This is a genomic window from Pseudoalteromonas sp. Bsw20308 (assembly GCF_000310105.2).
GTDB lineage: Bacteria > Pseudomonadota > Gammaproteobacteria > Enterobacterales > Alteromonadaceae > Pseudoalteromonas > Pseudoalteromonas fuliginea.
Genome location: NZ_CP013138.1, coordinates 1,547,302 through 1,565,655, shown reverse-complemented (window position 1 = coordinate 1,565,655; position 18,354 = coordinate 1,547,302). Strand labels below are relative to the sequence as shown.

At 37.5% G+C, this 18,354-nt stretch carries 9 protein-coding genes; 6 read left to right on the top strand and 3 right to left on the bottom strand.

Translation table 11 applies throughout. The features are described 5' to 3' along the window. Positions 1-204: 204 nt before the first annotated feature. Entirely contained in the window at positions 205-594 is a 390-nt protein-coding gene (locus D172_RS06765) for a DUF2750 domain-containing protein (RefSeq protein ID WP_007375316.1), read from the top strand. Between the two features lie 57 nt (positions 595-651). On the opposite strand, the gene D172_RS06760 is transcribed toward D172_RS06765, so the two are convergent. Further along, a complete protein-coding gene (locus tag D172_RS06760; RefSeq protein WP_007375317.1) occupies positions 652-1,314 on the bottom strand; it encodes a TetR/AcrR family transcriptional regulator in 663 nt (220 codons plus the stop codon). A gap of 95 nt (positions 1,315-1,409) precedes the next feature. Between D172_RS06760 and D172_RS06755 the strand changes: the two genes are divergently transcribed. Together D172_RS06755 and D172_RS06750 are read left to right on the top strand one after the other, a co-directional pair. Then, positions 1,410-2,582: a phytanoyl-CoA dioxygenase family protein gene (locus tag D172_RS06755; RefSeq protein ID WP_007375318.1), complete on the top strand. Its 1,173-nt coding sequence runs from the start codon at positions 1,410-1,412 to the stop codon at positions 2,580-2,582. Positions 2,583-2,634: 52 nt separating this feature from the next. Beyond that, a complete protein-coding gene (locus D172_RS06750; protein ID WP_007375319.1) occupies positions 2,635-3,588 on the top strand; it encodes a dihydrodipicolinate synthase family protein in 954 nt (317 codons plus the stop codon). A gap of 13 nt (positions 3,589-3,601) precedes the next feature. Here the strand turns inward: D172_RS06750 and D172_RS06745 are convergent, their stop codons facing one another. Beyond that, positions 3,602-4,465: an alpha/beta fold hydrolase gene (locus tag D172_RS06745; protein WP_007375320.1), complete on the bottom strand. Its 864-nt coding sequence runs from the start codon at positions 4,463-4,465 to the stop codon at positions 3,602-3,604. Positions 4,466-4,977: 512 nt separating this feature from the next. Between D172_RS06745 and D172_RS06740 the strand changes: the two genes are divergently transcribed. Both D172_RS06740 and D172_RS06735 read left to right on the top strand, forming a co-directional pair. Continuing rightward, positions 4,978-7,941 carry a TonB-dependent receptor gene (locus tag D172_RS06740; RefSeq protein WP_007375321.1) on the top strand — a complete coding sequence of 988 codons (2,964 nt, stop codon included), beginning with the start codon at positions 4,978-4,980 and terminating at the stop codon, positions 7,939-7,941. A 135-nt stretch (positions 7,942-8,076) separates the two neighbouring features. After that, entirely contained in the window at positions 8,077-14,256 is a 6,180-nt protein-coding gene (locus D172_RS06735) for a pectinesterase family protein (protein WP_007375322.1), read from the top strand. Positions 14,257-14,342: 86 nt separating this feature from the next. Here the strand turns inward: D172_RS06735 and D172_RS06730 are convergent, their stop codons facing one another. Then, on the bottom strand, positions 14,343-15,311 hold the full coding sequence (locus tag D172_RS06730) for an IS30 family transposase (RefSeq protein WP_007377509.1): 969 nt from the start codon (positions 15,309-15,311) through the stop codon (positions 14,343-14,345). 343 nt (positions 15,312-15,654) lie between these two features. On the opposite strand from D172_RS06730, the gene D172_RS06725 reads away from it, so the two are divergent. Then, positions 15,655-18,336, top strand: coding sequence for a CHASE domain-containing protein (locus D172_RS06725; protein WP_007379082.1), 2,682 nt, complete (start codon positions 15,655-15,657; stop codon positions 18,334-18,336). Positions 18,337-18,354: the final 18 nt, after the last annotated feature.

Below are 18,354 nucleotides of genomic sequence, written 5' to 3'. Positions count from 1 at the left end.
ATATGCTTACCACAATGTGGCCTTTTTACAAACATTCAAGCTTATTTTGAATGATCGCTCAAATTAGTGAGGACTTATACTGGTCAATATACAAATTAGATCTGCATTGCTGAAATTAAATAACAACTTTTCAACACTCTGTCATATAACTCGATATACTTGTGTGCATATAATTTAGATATAGTAATTAAGAGTGAGCTAATTATGACAACGCCAAATTTAAGTGAAGAACAAGCAGTAATTTTAGGGCTTGGGGCAAAAAAACGCCTAGCCTATATGTTCGAAACCGTACAACAATTTAAACAAGTATGGATTTTAAACGATGATGATGGCTGCGTTATGCTTGCCAACGAAGATGACGACTGTGTTCCAGTTTGGCCAACTCGCGAATTTGCAGAGGCATGGGCAACTGGCGAATGGGTTGGTTGTAGCGCTAAAGCAATTCCACTTGTTGATTGGTTTAGTCGCTGGACACCTGGCCTTGAAGAGGATGATTTACTTATTGCAGCCTTTCCTACTGAGGAAGACGACGGCACGATATTGTTTTCAGATGAGTTTGAAAAACAATTAAGAGCACCGAAGAAAAAATATTAAACCTAATTACTAAATTTAAAACGCGGCCACTGTAAAGTAGGCCGCATTTTTATACGTTTATGTCAGTGAATCAATTTTATTTAACAATTCAACTTTATACTCATCTGTTGCATCAGCACTAAAAGTAATAAACATACCTATCAGCACTTGGTTTTTGTACTGCTGTAAATCAATATACCCGTTAACCCAATCTTGGCGAGCTAGTCGCTGACAACCAAACAGCTGCTTTGCTAACCATTTACTATCAACAAGACCATTCAAAAAGCCTTTTTCTTTAGCTGAAATACATAGCTGCTCTGCTATTTTTAGCGATTGACTAAAAATGCCTGTCGGTTGTTTATGTTCAAATAAATTACTACGCTCACCAGCAACAAACGCAGCTCGGTAAAACGCTTCATCTTTTTTAAATAATTCGAGTAAGTTATCTATAAACGCAATAGCGGCTTCTATTGGGTTTGTCATGTCGGGCTGTAGTATAACTTTTTCAATGCGAATGACCATTTCTTCGACCAGCACTTTGAAGATATCATGCTTTTTACCAAATAAATTATGAATAGTTGGTATTGAAACACCTGCAACAGTGGCTAATTCGCTTAATGTAAACGCATCAAAGCCTTTAGAGGCAATAAGATTTCGGGCATGCTTTAGTATATCAACCTTTCTCAACCCTTTGTTTTCTTGTCTTTTTTTATTACCCCGAGCGATATTTAGTTGCTCCATTTATTTTCTCCATAGAAAAACAGCTTGACCACAGTTTTTATTGCAGGTTAAATTTTACTTATAATAAAAACTGTGAAATACGTTAAGGACACATTATGACTAAAAGTATAACAAGATCGATTGATGCATGCGCCTCACATTACGGTGAAAATGCCAATGAAATGCGAGAATATTTACTTAATGGCGAAAAAAATGCTTTAGCTATGAATAATAGAGGCCCTATTGAGTTTGATGAATATGGTGATTTAGCACAAAACATTAAAAGCCAATACCAAGAATACGGCTTTTATATATTCGAAAACGTAATTGATAAAAAAGAGCTCGCCGAGATAGAAATAGAACTAGCCCAATTAAAAAAAACCTTCCCTTTAGAACCGTATGGAAAAACAACCGCAGATGGAAAACCAGCGTTAGGTGCTGATAATCAAGCACCTAATTTAATTTGGTCAAAATCACTTGGAGATCCACTTGGCGGAACCGCAATCGCTAATGGCCGACACCAAGTAAAATTATTTGAACCTGAAGCTGCTGACGATCTGCCTGCGTTTTCGCCTTTTGTATTGCTTGGCTCACTGCAGTTTTCTGAGTCATGCTTAAGAACGTACGCGCACCCTCAATTATTAAAAGTGGCCGAGGCAATAAATGGTAAGGATTTTACCCCATTTCATGAATGTCTTTTTATTAAAGATCCTGGCGTAGGCGCTGCCGTTTCATGGCACCAAGATGGTGATACTCATTGGGAAAATGAAAATTTTGATCAAGACATACACGGCTTTAACTTTATGGCGCAAGTTTTTGGCAGTACTGCTGTAAATGGTGTGTGGGTTTTACCTAAAAGTCATAAGGTTGGTAGGGTTGATATTAAAAAAATGGTTGCCGAAGCAGGCAGTGAGCGCTTAATTGGAATGGTGCCTTTAATTTGTAATCCCGGTGATGTTGTTATTTGTAATAGACAGCTTTTGCATGGTTCATTCGCTAACTCTGGATTTGAGCCTCGCGTTACTATTAACTTTGGGTTCCATAAACGTTCATCTGTATTAGGTGTCATGGGCTCTGGAATGCACTGTGAAGCTAAAGTTTACGATGAGTCACTTATTGAGCAGAGATCAAAAGTACTTGGCTATGCAATAGATGCTAGAAAACAGCACTTCCCTGACGAAACACCTTATCAATATCAACCTTTTGTTGAAGCCAATAAAACCTTTGATTGGGATGAACAGGCAAAACAAGAGATTAAAGATTATAACTTACTTGATTTAAGTATATAAAATCACTTAGCTCCTAATAATTTTAGGAGCTAATATTTAGTTGGATATCAATATGACTATAAAAAATGGAATATACCCAGTGATCCACACTCCCCTTTTAGAAGATGAGAGTATCGATTTTAAAGGGTTTGATAAATGTTTAGGTTATTACCTAGATACAGATATACACGGCTTAACAATTTTAGGTAGTGGTGGTGAACTCCCTTATTTTTCTGATCAAGAACAACTTAAAATTGTTCAGTACACTTACAATAAAGTGCAAAATAAAAAGCCACTTATCATAGGCGTAAACGCATACAGTAGCGCGCAAGCAATTGAAAAAATTACTGCTTATAAAGGTTACTCGAGTTATATATTACTGTTATTAACTCCTTACTATAAATCAAGCTTTGAAAACTACTTAAAAGCGATTGAGAACATAGCGCAGCATTCAACTTCACCTATCCTTTTTTATTATTTCCCTCAGATTACAGGGCATTGTTTTTCAAACCAACAATTAATAAAACTGCTAAGTATTAAAAATATTATAGGTATTAAAGATAGCTCATTACATCTAGCAACAGCGCGCACCGTTTTAAATAAATTGCCTGATACTCGTTACTTTAGCGGATTAACTTTGGTGTACGAACATATAGCTGCCCATGGTGCTGCGGGTGCAATTTGTCCTATAGCAACTATTTTACCCATGCAGGCTGCTGCATTTTTTGAAGATTTAAATCTAAATAACACTAAAGAGATAAATAAACGTCGTACAGTATTAAAATCTGTATTGCCGATTACTAATAATTTAAATATTTCAGTAAGTGTGCAAAACTCACTGCTTAATATTTTAATTCGTAGTCCTAAACCACTAATAAAGTCAGTAACCAGCCCTCATGCAAATATTAAAGAAGCACTCAGCCTTTTGGGATTACCAATACACGCAACGGTAAGAAGCCCTTTAGCGCCTATCAGTTATGAATCAAAAGAAAAAATAGCTAAAATTTTAGCTTCTATAAAAATCTAAATTGTACTAATAGTTAATTTCTAAATGCCAAGTAAGCCTGCGTAATTGCATCTGGATTTTCTACTTGCGGATAATGCCCAAGCTCTACAAACTCTTGTACGCGCGCATTGGGGATCAGCTTTTTATAATGCTCAATCATGTGCTTACCAGAGATGGGATCTTCTGCGCCTGCTATAAACGTAAGTGGTATATTGCTATTTATTATGGCACCAACCCAACGCTCTCTGTTTTGCTGCCTCTGCTTTATATAACTAATGAGTTTAGGCATTACGGCTAAACCATCTTTATAAATTAGCAACTCCCAAAGTGTGTCTACCACTTGTTTTGAAGGCCGTGTACTTTTACTAAAAATAATCACTAAATTATTGGCAAATTTTTGTTTATTCATTAATTTTGGCACTAGCCAACCAAACTTAGATAATAATAATTTTTGTATAAATAAGGGTTTATGCACTTCAGGAAACAGTCCACCATTTAAAAAGCAGACACTGTTTATTTTAAAGTCACTTTGGCTAACTACTTGCTTTGCTAATAACTCTTGAGCCACAGTATCGCCATAGTCATGGGCTAAAATATGTATATCATTAATATTTAACGTTTTTAAAAATTGAGTATATAAGTCGGCTTGTTCAGTAATTTTATAGCCTGCATTTTTAGGTTTATCTGACAAACCAAAACCTAGCATATCGAGTGTAATTACAAAATAATGTTCACTAAGCGCTTGCCACATACCTTCCCAGTCCCAACTAGCACTTGGAAAGCCATGTATTAAAAGCAGCGCAGGTTTTGTTACATCGCCGGCTACTTTTGTAAATATTTGATGACCATTAATTTGGGTAAATGAACCCTGAGACTGCCACTGCTGTAGGGAAACCATGTATTAGCTTAATTTTTATTATTTATTTGTGTAGTTCTATCATAAGAGTGATATGAAGAGGTAATAAAATTGATATTTAGGAAAAATTTTAATCCGAAAAAATCAACAGCTCCTAAATAAATTTAAAAAGCGGCTAACTAAACAGTCAGTCGCTTTTTTTAACTATAAAAAGTTTATTAGCACAAAACCTTATACTCTTTTCGTATTTATAATAAATTTTTAAATAAGTAGATTAACGACCCAAGCTGATTTATTTTCTTTTTTAATTAGAACACATCTAAAAGTATGAACAAACCACGATTACAGCGCCTTAAATAACACATACTAAAACTTCAAATAATACTTTATAACTATATTCAACTACGTAGTCACAAATCAACTGCCCGAATATTAAACGATTGACATATTTATTAATGAAGTGTTAACGTCATAAAACACAAATGCCACCGGTGGCAATAGACATCTAAGTATCATTTTTGTTACACACAACGCTCTTATATAAAGGAAAAATCATGAAAAGCATGAGACTCAGCACAATAGCAGCTGCATTATTATTAGCCCTTCCCTCTTATGGGCAAAGCTCTTCAACCGCTGATGAGCTTAACAATAAAGAAAAGCCGATCTCTAGTGCATTATCGAAACAAGAAGGTAAACCTCAAACACCAGAAGATGATATTGAAATTATTAGTGTTACCGGTATTTACCAAGCTGATTTAAAAGCACGTGCACTTGAGCGAGACAGTAATGCATTTAGTTCAGTTATTGCAACTGATGACATGGGCAACTTTGTTGATCAAAATGTAGCAGAGTCATTAAGAAGAATGCCAGGTGTAACACTGGAAAGAAGTGAAGGAGAAGGGAAATACGTAGCTGTTCGTGGTTTAGGACCTAAGTTTGTAGCAATAAATATGAACGGTGCTGAGTTATCTGGCGCAGGAGATGACCGAAAAGTAGGTTTGGACGGTATAACGAGTGATTCTCTTGGTTCCATTGAAGTTTTTAAAACACTGACTCCTGACATGAACCTAAATTCAATTGGTGGTGCTGTAAATGTTAAATCGATCTCTGCTTATGATCGAGGTGAGAATACCCTAAAAATAAAAATTCAAGACGCTTACAATGAGCTGCGCGAAAAACACTCTCCTAAATTTAGTATTGATGGGACTCAATTGTTTCTTGATGACACCATTGGTATTGGGTTTGCCTTATCTTACGAAGATCGTAAAACACAAGTGGATGAAAATAGGCATCACAGTACCCGTGATTTAAATTTTTTAAAAGGTGGAATAGGCCTAACTGCGGAAGACATTGAAAGCGCACCTGAAATTTTAGCTCCTGCGCAATTAGAAAACCGCCGTGAAATAGCAAATAGGGAAAGAACTACCGCAACGGTTAATATCGAATTTAAACCAACAGACTCTGGTTTCTACTATTTACGTGCCAATTACTCAAACTATACAGATGAAGATATAGCACTACGTGAATTCTATAATTTTTATAATGGCGACCAAGATGACGAAGTTATTTATGTAAATTCAGAAACTAAAGAATTTGCACTGTCTGACATTGATGTAATGAACCAATATTTTGTTCAAGAAGGCGAAAAAACCACTATTAATATGAGTATTGGGGGTGAAAATTACGTAGGTGATGACTGGAAAATAAATTATGAGTATGCATATTCAAAAACAGATGATGAGTCTGTAGGTGACCGTCGTGTGCAATTTCGTGAAAGAGAAAATATTGTCTACGGCAAAGCGTCTAAAAACAGTATTGTGGCACGTGTACTTACTCCCGCAGAAGCCGCTGAGTTAGGCGGGTTTGCATTAAGTAACGAAGGCGATGTATTCAACGGTGAAGCTGATGGAGATTTAAGCGATCTTTCCAACATGGAATACGATAACTTGTTTATGGAGGACAGCACTCGTACTGACGAAATTAGTAGCTTAAAATTAGATTTAACCAAACAGTTTGACTCGGAGTATATAAATTATATCAAGTTTGGTGGTACCTATAATGAACGAGAGCACTATAACAACAAAGATCGCTGGAGTTATAGCATTGATGATAGTGACTGCAATGGGGATGAAACTTGTATTACTGTTGCGAACTCTAATATAACTAACTATGACTACGCAATACCTAATAATAGTGATTTCTCTTATCCGTTTGTATCTCGCTCGCAAATGGAATACATGGTTGATGCAACATCAATTACGCGCGAAAGTGCCACCGGTGGTGAAACGTCAATTGATAGTACTAAAGAAGATTATACATTAAACGAAGATACTTATGCCGCCTACGTAATGACTGAGCTACGTCTAGCGGATAACTTAAAAGTAATCACTGGGGTACGCTATGCGCACACTGAATTCTCATCCACTGGTTTTATGTCACTTGAGAATGATGATTGGAAGTTCGATGGTATAAACACACTCGATCTAGCTGTCCCCCTTCCCGAAAGTAGTATCACTTACAGTGAATATTTTCCGAGTATGCATATACGGTATGAGCCATCTGATACGGTATTAGTACGTTCATCACTTTGGACTAGTTATACCCGACCTTCGTTTAAACAAGCACGTGGTTATGCGAAATTTGATAATGACATTAGCTTGTGTGATCCAGCCACCGATGACTGTTTTAACTCGCAGGATGGCCAAAGCGCACTTGATTTACAAAACTATGTTTTAGGCCCTGATAACGCATTACAAGTAGGTAATCCAAACTTAGTTGCAATGAGCTCAACTAACTTCGATGCATCAATTGGTTGGTATCCTTCAAAAGAACTCTTTATGGAACTTGCTGTTTTTTATAAGGATATTGATAATTTTATCGTTGATGTTTCAGGTATTCAAATGCGCTTGGATGAATTGCCTTTAACATTGCCCGTTAATCAAGTTTCTGAGTTTGCAATTTTACAAGACTTACAACTAAATCAAGTAGATATCACACTCAATGGTGACACTGCCAATGTTTATGGTATGGAATTGAGCTTTAATCAATTTTTTGAAAATGGTTTGTTTTGGCAAAGTAATATGACGGTAGTAAGCAGTGAAGCAACGCTAGACGATACTATACGTGTAGATAAAATGCCACTACCTGGACAAGCAGATATTACTGCTAACATCTCTTTCGGTTGGGAAGATGACGATTTGTCACTTCGTTTAATCAGTAATTACCGTTCAAAAATCCTTGAAGAAGTTGGCGCTTGCCCTGCTTCTGCAAATATATCTGATCCCCACGAATGTAAAAAATGGGCGGATATATATCAAGACGCAATTACTACCGTAGATTTTAAACTCAAGTATGACTTTAGCAAAAACCTAAGCGCTTACTTTGATGCAATTAACATAACCGATCAATCTGATCTTCGCTATTTTGCAGGTAATGAGCTATCTGGTGGTGCTGTCCTGTATCAGCGTGAGAACTATGGACGAACCTTTCAACTTGGTATGAACTATAAATTCTACTAAATAATCTGAACTCTAAATAATAAATCTCTTAACCAGAGTACAGATTAAATACACAAAACTAAAAATTAGCACACTCTACGTGTGCATCACACACTGCCAACACAGACGCTAAAAAGTTCATCCTTGGAGGGATGTATGAAAACAAAAATAAGTGTAATCACCACATTATTACTCAGTACAATATTAACGGGATGCCAGGAAGAAAGTTCAATTAACGTTAAAGAAGCACCCGCCCCTGCTATTCAAGGAACCTTTGTAGATAGCCCTGTTGCAGGCTTAAGTTACACAAGTTTATCAGTACCTGATGGTGTAACCGATGCCAACGGTCAATTTAACTATTTTCGCGGCGAAGCGATTACGTTTGCAATAGGAGATATTGCGTTTCCATCTATTGCGGCAAGTAATATCTTGTCACCTTTAAATTTATTTTCAACCGATACTGTATTTCATCCTGCTGTTGTAAACAGCTTACGATTATTTCAATCACTTGATAGTGATGGCGATGTGAGTAACGGTATTACCATTAGTGCCACAGCAGCCGATGCAGCAACGATCAACTTATCAGAAGGCCAAACAATTACCGATTATTTTAGTCGTAGTGAAGATGAATTTGCGGCAGATGTAAACGTTTGGCTAGCAAATGCAGGCACACCAACAACGGAACTCATTGATGCTGATCAGGCTATATTACATTTTGTTGATTTTGTGTATAAGCAATACAACAGTACACAGCCTAATGCATTTAACTTGTCACTATTTACCGGTGATGTATACAACCCTTTGGTAAAAGGCAGTACTGCCGGTATTGAAATACTTAATTTTAGCCCCGCTGATGATACTAACTCCACGGGCACATTTACTAGAACAGCTGATGGTGAAATTATTGGCAACGGCAATTATAAATTTATATTTGGTGATCGCGTACTCGCTTTTACAACTGCTGTTAATGGTGAGTCAAATACACAATACCTAATTTCACGTTCATTTAATACGGTTGATAGTGTGTATAGTTTGTGCCACCAATCTGATGACGCATCGCTTAGCGACATGATTGCAAAATGCGATAGTAACGACGATGCTAAAAATAACGTTATCGTATTTAGTGAAGAGCAAGCTGCCATTGAGCTTGAAAACCTCAACAATTTAGCAGAACAGAACAGCAAAGCACTTATTGAAGATTTTAACACCACCACTGAAGACTTCTTTAAGTCTACCTATAAAAGCGTAAGTGATGAGATTGGCAGTGCTGCTCTTTACTTCAAAACCGGTGGTAGCTTAGAACTTGATGCTGAAAATGGCAATATAGTGCTTGAAGGCGACCGCTTTAGTATTGGTAACACACTGCCAGGCAAAGAAACAAGCCCAAGTGACACATTGGGTAAAGGTATTTATAACTTAAGTGAAGGCTTTACAATTAGCTTTGATGTTATTGCCCATAATGATGCGGGTACTCTGTCATTGTATGTTGACAATAATACGACTGGCCAAGACAACTCAGTACATGGCAAAGCATCTAAATTTTATTCAAAAGCTATTACAGCTGAAAATTTACCTCAAGGTCAACGCTTTACATATACCTATAAACCAGGTGAAGACGTAGTAACAGGCCCTGATCTGGACAGCGAAAGCGCGCAAGGCGTATTAAATGCAGAGATTAAAAACTCATTTTTACAGATTCGAACTGATAGCGCGGCATCAATTACGTTAGATAATTTAGAGTTAATTACGGTTGCCACAGATGTACCTGAAATTGAAGAGCCTACTGATCCAACCACACCACCAACAGGGGGAGACACGACAACGCCATTCCCATTTGTTACTGATTTTACAACGGTAACAGGTGATTTATTTTCAACTGATTTTTCCGCGATTACAGCAGCTGACGGCTCTATCGTCCCTATGTTTAAAAAGACAGGTGGATCGGTTTCTGTTATTGATACCGGTTTAGAAATTAATAGTGGCCGCTTTACAATGGGTAATACAACGCCAAATGTAGAGACGACCGAAACAGATCAAAGTACAACTGGTAGCTTTGATTTATCGCGCCCCTATCAAATTTTGATAGATATCGTGAGTGTGAGCGATCCTGATGGTGATAATAACTTCCAAATTTACGTGGATAACAATACCTCTAGCAGCTCAAAGTCAATTCATGGCTCTAGCTCAAAATTTTACAATGAATTAATTAACACCTTAGTACCTGACACTACGCTAGTTGTTGAAGGTAAAGTTGCAACAGCAACTTCATTTTTACAGCTGCGTACTGAAAATGGCGGGACGGTTGTTATTAAAAATCTACGTATCGAATACTTAGACGATCCGAGCGTGTTTAAATGTAATAGCTCTCCTGAGCTGTATTTTTGTGATGACTTTTCAGCAGGCGATTTATCCAACTGGAAAATTATTGCAAAACCAGATAACACAGCGGGCGCCGTGGGTGAATTTGATATTTTAGATTTAAGTGGTAACAACGTTATGCGTTACACCGCCGGTGGTGTTGGTGGTGAGCTCATTTTAGCCACTGAAGACGCATTACAAAATGTGCCAGATACCGGTAACTACTTTTTTGAAGCTGATATTCGACCACGTCAAAACAGTACAACAGCGAGCAAACAGCTCTACTTAATGGCTCGTTATGAAAGTGAAGGCAACTGGCTTGCTGGTGGCTTAAATGTACAAAACTCGACAAGTAGCACACAAGTAGAAGTGGCTGTGACTGTTGACGGTTCTATTTCTCGACCTGTACAAGCTAAGTCTCCTATCTTATTAGGTGAAAAAGGCGGTACAACTGATGGCGTTTGGTATACCACCCGCTTTGAAATGATAGACTCAGAACTTACTGCATATCTGAATGGTGAAAAAATGGGCACAATTAGCGACAGCACGTATAGCGCTCGTGGCCTAATTGGTTTGTTTACTAACAACCGCTCATTTGAACTTGATAACGTTAAAGTCGGCGATCCAAGTATTAAGCCAATTCAATTAACCCTTGATTATAAAGATCCTGCATGGGATGCCAGTACAACCACTGATCCGCTCATAATTAATGTGACAGCAATTAAAAACGATGGTGTTACACCCGATACCTTCAGCGTTACATCGAGTAATAAAGACGTAGTGTCTGCTGATATCTCAGGCGATGTAGTTACGTTAAGCCCGCTCAGTGCTGGTGAAGCAACGATTAAGTTTGTATCAGGTTCTGATGAAACAATAATCAGAACGATTGAAGTAAATGTTGTCGAAGGCTTTGTGATGCCAAGCACCGATTATGGTGACCTAAGCGGTAAGCTAATGCCTGAAAAATCAGCAAATAATCAATTTGTTGATACGTTAATTTCAATTGATTTTGATACTACCGGTGTAACACCAACCTTAGGTAGTCTTGGCGAAGTTAGGATTTATAAACAAAGTGATGACACTTTAGTTGATACCCTAAAAGTAGGTAAAAACATCGATGTAATTGGTTACCCTGGGCAAGATCGCATACGTGCTGTAAATTACTTCCCTATTAGCTTAGTGGACAATACATTAATCATTAAGCCTCGCAATAGTGTGCTTGAGTACGGCCAAACTTATCGTGTAGTTATCGGTGACGACGTTGTTACTGGTGCTAAATTAAATGACATGGATTTCGCTGGACTTGGCAATAACAGTCAGTGGACATTTACAACCAAAGTAAATACCCCTGCAGGAAATGAGCTACTCGTTGACGATAATGACGTTGCTGACTTTAGAACCGTGCAAGGCGCACTTAATTTTGCAATGCAGCATCTTGATAAAGATGAGCAAACAACGGTTTCAATAAAAGACGGGACTTACAATGAGCTGCTATTTCTGCGCAATAAAAATAATATAACGCTACAAGGTGAAAGCCAAAACAACACTATTATTCAGTACGAAAACTACGAAACACTTAATAGCGGTTCAGGTGGTAGCGCGGCACTTGGCGGTGGTACTCCAAACGGCGGCCGTAGTGTATTTTTGGTTGAAGGCACAGATATGCTGGTTATTAACAATCTAACGTTAAAAAACACGCACATTCGTAGTAACAGCGTATCAAATCAAGCTGAAACTATTTATTTCAATAGCCAATATCGTTTGGTTGCCAACAACGCAAACTTTATTAGTGAGCAAGATACCCTACTACTAAAAGGCTATACTTGGTTTTACAACACGCTAGTTGCCGGTAACGTAGACTTCATATGGGGATACCCAGTTACTTCGTTATTTGAAGATAGCGAAATACGTACCCTAGGTGATTCTAAAAATGGTGATCCAACCCAAGACACCAAAGGTGGCTACGTTTTACAAGCGCGTGTACCGGTAGAAACCGATCCTGGCTTTATTTTCTTAAACAATGAGTTTACCAATGGTCCTGGCCCTATTGGTAATGGCGTACTAGACAATTCAACATATCTTGCCCGCAGTAGTGGTAGCTCTTCATACTTTGATAATGTAACCCTTATCAATAACAAGTTTGATACCCACATTGCAACTGTTGGCTGGGCTGTTCAAGGTGTTGAAAATCAACCAGCTCCAAATCCAGAAGCACCTTCAGCAACAAGCGGCTGGCGTGAATACGGCAGCATGGATATGCAAGGTAACGCACTAGATTTAAGCACCCGTAATGGTGGTTATATTTTACAAACAAGTGAAGTAGCTCAACTGCTTGAACGTGATAGTATTTTTGCAAGTTATGGCGATGGCGCAGGGTGGACCCCAACCCCTTTACCAGTGCCAGTGTTACCTGACGAACCTGTAAAAGTAATATCTGTTAACGTGAATTTAGGATTTGCTGGTTATAACTTTGATGTGACCGGTGGTACTAATGGCACTGTGGTAACTGTAGATAATGGCTCATCATTAAAAGCAGCATTAAGTGAAGCAAAAGCAACCAGTACACCTATTATCATTTATGTTGATGGTGTTATTACTGATGCGAACAGTGGCGGTGATGGCTTATCAATTCAGATAAAAGATATGGATAATGTGTCTATTGTGGGCGTAGCAGATCGTGGTCATTTGGATGGTATTGGCATCGAAATTCGCAGAGCGAATAATATCATAATTCAAAATTTAAAAATTAATCAAGTGCTTACCGGTGGTAAGGATGGTATTTCAATTGAAGGTGATGAAAACGGAAGTACCTCTAATATCTGGATTGACCACAATGAGTTATATTCATCGCTAGACTCAGATCAAAATTTTTATGATGGCCTAATTGATTCTAAATCTGGCGCGCAAAACATCACAATTTCTTATAACTACTTACACGATAGCTGGAAAACCTCATTACACGGTCATAGTGATGATGACACCAGTACCAACAAAAATCGCTTTATTACTTTTCACCATAACCGATTTGAAAATATTGTATCGCGAGTACCCTTATTTAGATTCGGTCGCGGCCATGTATTTAATAACTACTACAACAACATTACCTCTAGTGCCATAAATTCACGTATGGGGGCGGAGCTTCAAGTAGAAGGTAACTACTTTGAAAACACCAAAAACCCAGTGATCTCGTTTTATTCAGATACTATTGGCTATTGGAATACATCGGGTAACTACCTCAGTGATACCGTTACCTGGGGTGAAGTACCAGACGGTGACGTAGCGGGTGAAGTAACCGAAAATGGAATTACACCAACAAGTAGCTACCAAGTGCCTTATGAGTACACACTAACCCCTGTTATGGCTATTAAAAATCATGTTATTGCGCATGCAGGTATTGGTAAAATAGATCAAAGTGATTTAGATATCCCAGCGATTGAAGAGCCTACAGAGCCGCCGATTCAAGAGCCGTTAGGACTACCATTTACTGAAAATTTTTCTGCAAACAACGCTGATGAATTTTTCAGTAATCGTTACCGTGACTTATCAGGCCTTGCAGGGAGCAACACCCCCCTATTTCACCGTGTTACAGGCAGTGTTCAGGTAAGTAACGGAAAACTAACCATGACAGGTACACGTATTAGTATTGCAAATACAACACCGACCATTAACACCACGGGTGACGATACGCAAACAAGCGGATTATTAGACCTATCAAATAACTACCAAGTAACGTTCAAGGTGGATGCTGTAAGCGGTAATACAGCTAAAAGCTTTCAGATATACGTAGACAACAATACCTCAGGAAGTGCTAATTCAATACATAACGGTAGTTCTAAGTTTTACTCTATAAAGCTGGAAGAGCTAGTACTTGGGCAAACCTATACTGTTGATGGTTTTGTTGCCACACCAACCTCTTTTATAACTATCCGTACAGAGAGTGAGGCAACTATTACGATAGATGAACTAACAATTCAGTAACCTTCCCAAGTAAAAAGCCCTTTATGTTGATTCTATGGGGCTTTCATTTTTATATCTCGCGGATTCAAATCTGAAGTGCATAACGTTTAGGCGGCTTTAGCCGCCAAATGATCTTGCATCAATTTTGCAGGCGTTTCAAATCCAAGTGTCTTTCTCGGACGATTATTAAGTTGCTCAAGTACTGGTATAACTTGCGCTGGTGTTACCGCCTTAAAATCTGTGCTCTTCGGCCAATACTGGCGTAGTAATCCATTCGTGTTTTCATTCAATCCGCGCTCCCATGAGTGATAAGGATGAGCAAAATAAACAGGAACACTTAATGCCTTTGTGATTTGCTCATGATAAGCGAACTCTTTTCCATTGTCAGCCGTGATGGTATGAAGCGCTGACCTATATGGTCTTAATAGTTCTATCGTCGCCGCAGTGACGGCTTGTGCTGTTTTGCCTGCCACCTGAGTTGATACAGTGAATTGGGTGACCCGCTCTACAATGGTAACAAGGGCGCCTCGATGACCTTTACCTATGACGGTATCTATTTCCCAATCTCCGATACGGCCTTTCTCATCAACTATTTGTGGACGTTCTTCAATGCTAACGCGATTTTTTATTTGCCCTCGGTTTGTCTTACCATGACTGCGCTTGTGATATTTCTTACCGTGTCGGCGCAGATGTAGGTATAACTCACCACCTGCTTTTTTATCTTCCCAGATATATAGATAAATGCATTCATGACTGACAGATTGTTTATTTTCCTTGCGCAACCATCCCGTTATTTGTTCAGGACTCCACTTCTCATTAAGCTTCTGGGTAATTAAAGCCATCATTTCAAGTGTCATCTTAAGTGGTTTTCTTGCACTTCTTCGGCGAGACAAAGCCCGCTCATGAGCTTGTTTGTATCTGTAACCTCGCTTGCCTGTATTTCTAGCAAGCTCTCTTGAAATCGTAGATTGCGATAAATTAGTTAGCTCAGCAATACTTTGTTGCGTAAAACCGCTTTTCTTTAGAACAGCGATCTGGCATCTTTGCTCATAGGTCAGTTGTTTGTAATGTCTCATTGTAAAATCTCTTGCCGGAGAAAAAGCAGTTAGCTTATGAGCAACTGACCACTTAATCTAGTCAAAACAAGTTATGCACTTACAATTTGAATCTAGGTCTTTAATATAAAACTACATTTTTAGTTATTTCCTATTACACATAAGTCCAGCTCAAATAACACAATAAGTAACAACTTAAGATTAACATATTACCTCGAATTCAAGTCGATACAACTCTATAAGGTATTGTCCATTATATAAATTACAAAAAAAGCCTAAGTTGTAACATTCAAAATAAGTGCTATATTTAGTCCGAGCATAAGATACTAAACGCTTATATAAGTACATATAAAAGGACGAATGAATGCTTGCAAAAAGCAGGATTAATAATGGGCTTTTACTACAAGTAATCATCCAAATTATTATCCTCATTATAGGTGCTACTTTCACTTATTCTCAGCATATTCAATATCAACGCGAACGTAATGCTGTTATTTCAACGGCTCTAAACAACCGACTTTCCTCATTATCCACAGGTATCATCAATAGGGTTAATTTATATCAATATGGGCTATTCGGCTTAAAAGGATTTATACACGGTATTGGCATTGATAATTTAAATTATCAAGCGATGCAAAACTACTCAAATAGCCGAAATTATACTTTAGAATTCCCTGGTGCAGATGGTATCGGTTTTATTAAAAGAGTATCACCAGCGCATTTAGCTCAATTTTTAGAACACGCTAAAAACGAGCGGCCCGATAATACCTTTAGTTTAAAGTCACTCAAAGACGACAACGATGAGCATTTTATTATTCAGTATATTTTTCCTGAAAAAAATAATTCAAAAGCACTTGGTCTTGATATTGGCTCTGAGAACATACGCCGACAAGCAGCACTCAACTCAGCAATAAACAATAGAACCCAATTATCGGCGCCAATTACCTTAGTACAGGCTGACAAAAAACCACAGCAAGGTTTTTTGATTTTACTCCCTGTATATCAAAAAAATATCGTGCCAAAAAATACACAACATCGCCTAGACAAATTGGTAGGTTGGGCTTATGCCCCTTTATTAATTAACAATATTTTAGAGTCACTTTCTCAAGTAGACGAAAATAGTTTAAGCATCAGTGATTTAAATAACAGTACTGAATTTACCTTTTTTAATTACGGTAATAAGAATAATAACACCGCGTTTCAAACTTCTAATACTATCAATATTATGGGACGAAGCTGGAAAGTAACACTGTATGGTTCTCAATCTTTTATCGCCAACCTCCATTTAGCTAATAAATATCAAGCACTCGTTGATGGAGTCTTTTTAACCGTCTTCTTAATGTTTTTTATATTCGCTCTACAGCTATTTTTTTATCGCAGGGCACAAAGAATAAAACTCAAAGTAGAAGCCGCTAAAAAGCACGAACAAATACTTGAACAAGCAAATTCAAAACTAGAAATTGAAGTAAAGTTACGCACCCAACAAATAGCCGATATAAGTACTTTACAACGCAGTATTTTAGACAGTGCGAGTTACTCTATTATTGCTACAGACAAAGACGGCCTAATTACTGAATTTAATCCTGCTGCAGAGAAACTACTTGGCTACAAAGCCAGCGAAATTATTGGTATTAAAAACCCGAGTATTTTTCATGTAGAAGATGAAGTAGTTAAAAAAGCGCAGCAATTAACAAAAGAATTAAACAAACCTATTAAACCTGGCTTTGAAGTATTTGTCGTTAAAGCAACCCCCACCGAACCTGATATAAACCAATGGACATACATAGATTCTAACGGTAAGCATATCCAAATTAATTTAAGCATTACCTCATTGCTCAATAATAGAGGTCAAGTAGTTGGTTTTTTAGGTATCGCATTTGATTTAACACAGCAAATAAAACATGAAGAAGCACTTGCACAAGCAAAAGAATTAGCAGAGCAAAGCTCTAAGGCTAAATCAGAGTTTTTAGCAAATATGAGTCACGAAATTCGTACCCCAATGAATGGTATTTTGGGTACTTTGCAACTACTACAAGAGCAGCCACTTAATGAAAAATCACAAGAATATTTAAAAAAATCATTATACTCAACAAGAGCATTAACAACCATCATCAACGATATTCTCGACTTTTCTAAAATCGAAGCCGGTAAATTATCATTAGAAAGCATGCACTTTGAACTGAATGAGTTGATAAACCATTTAGAGTCGGATCTCGCACTTTTTGCTAATGAGAAAGGCATTTACTTACGTTTCATATCTAATATTGATCACAACTATTGGATAGGTGATCCGGTTAGGCTGAGACAGATTTTCATTAACTTAATCTCTAATGCCATTAAATTCACCCACGAAGGTGGTGTAACCGTTGAGTTTAAGTTAACTGACGATAATAAAATATACGGCATTGTTTCAGATACAGGCATTGGTATATCACAAAATGCAATTGATCGATTATTTGAACGCTTTGAGCAAGCAGAAACGTCTACTACCAGAGAATATGGTGGAACAGGGCTTGGCTTACCAATAACAAAATCGTTAATTAGCCTCATGAAAGGTGAAATTAAAGTGACCAGCACATTAAACTCTGGAAGCCAATTTTGTGTTTATTTACCACTGAAGAAAGCAAATATAAAAGCAATAGATCTAAATACAAAGTATTTAGAATTTCCTGATTTATCAAACAAAACAATTTTAATCGCAGAAGACAACAAAATTAATCAACTGGTTGCAACTGCAATGTTAGAGCCGACTAAAGCCAATATTGTAATAGCTAATAATGGGCTTGAAGCAATTGCATTATATGAATCGTTGTTACCTGACATTATTCTTATGGATATTCAGATGCCGAAAATGGATGGTTTTGAGGCCTGTAAAAAAATAAAAAAAATAAATAGTAAACAAGTCATTATAGCCCTAACGGCCAATGTTTTTACTGAACAAAAAGAACTGTATAAACAACTTTTTGATGGCTATATTTCTAAGCCTATTGAAAAACAAGAATTAATAAAAGCACTACATATGAATAATACAGAGGAAAACATTTGATATGCCTCAACAAATCAA

What these genes read in the sequence shown, in the direction of transcription:
- D172_RS06765 (WP_007375316.1), top strand. Translation starts at nt 205, where the DNA reads ATGACAACGCCAAATTTAAGTGAAGAACAAGCAGTAATTTTAGGGCTT.
- D172_RS06760 (WP_007375317.1), bottom strand. Translation starts at nt 1,314, where the DNA reads ATGGAGCAACTAAATATCGCTCGGGGTAATAAAAAAAGACAAGAAAAC.
- D172_RS06755 (WP_007375318.1), top strand. Translation starts at nt 1,410, where the DNA reads ATGACTAAAAGTATAACAAGATCGATTGATGCATGCGCCTCACATTAC.
- D172_RS06750 (WP_007375319.1), top strand. Translation starts at nt 2,635, where the DNA reads ATGACTATAAAAAATGGAATATACCCAGTGATCCACACTCCCCTTTTA.
- D172_RS06745 (WP_007375320.1), bottom strand. Translation starts at nt 4,465, where the DNA reads ATGGTTTCCCTACAGCAGTGGCAGTCTCAGGGTTCATTTACCCAAATT.
- D172_RS06740 (WP_007375321.1), top strand. Translation starts at nt 4,978, where the DNA reads ATGAAAAGCATGAGACTCAGCACAATAGCAGCTGCATTATTATTAGCC.
- D172_RS06735 (WP_007375322.1), top strand. Translation starts at nt 8,077, where the DNA reads ATGAAAACAAAAATAAGTGTAATCACCACATTATTACTCAGTACAATA.
- D172_RS06730 (WP_007377509.1), bottom strand. Translation starts at nt 15,311, where the DNA reads ATGAGACATTACAAACAACTGACCTATGAGCAAAGATGCCAGATCGCT.
- D172_RS06725 (WP_007379082.1), top strand. Translation starts at nt 15,655, where the DNA reads ATGCTTGCAAAAAGCAGGATTAATAATGGGCTTTTACTACAAGTAATC.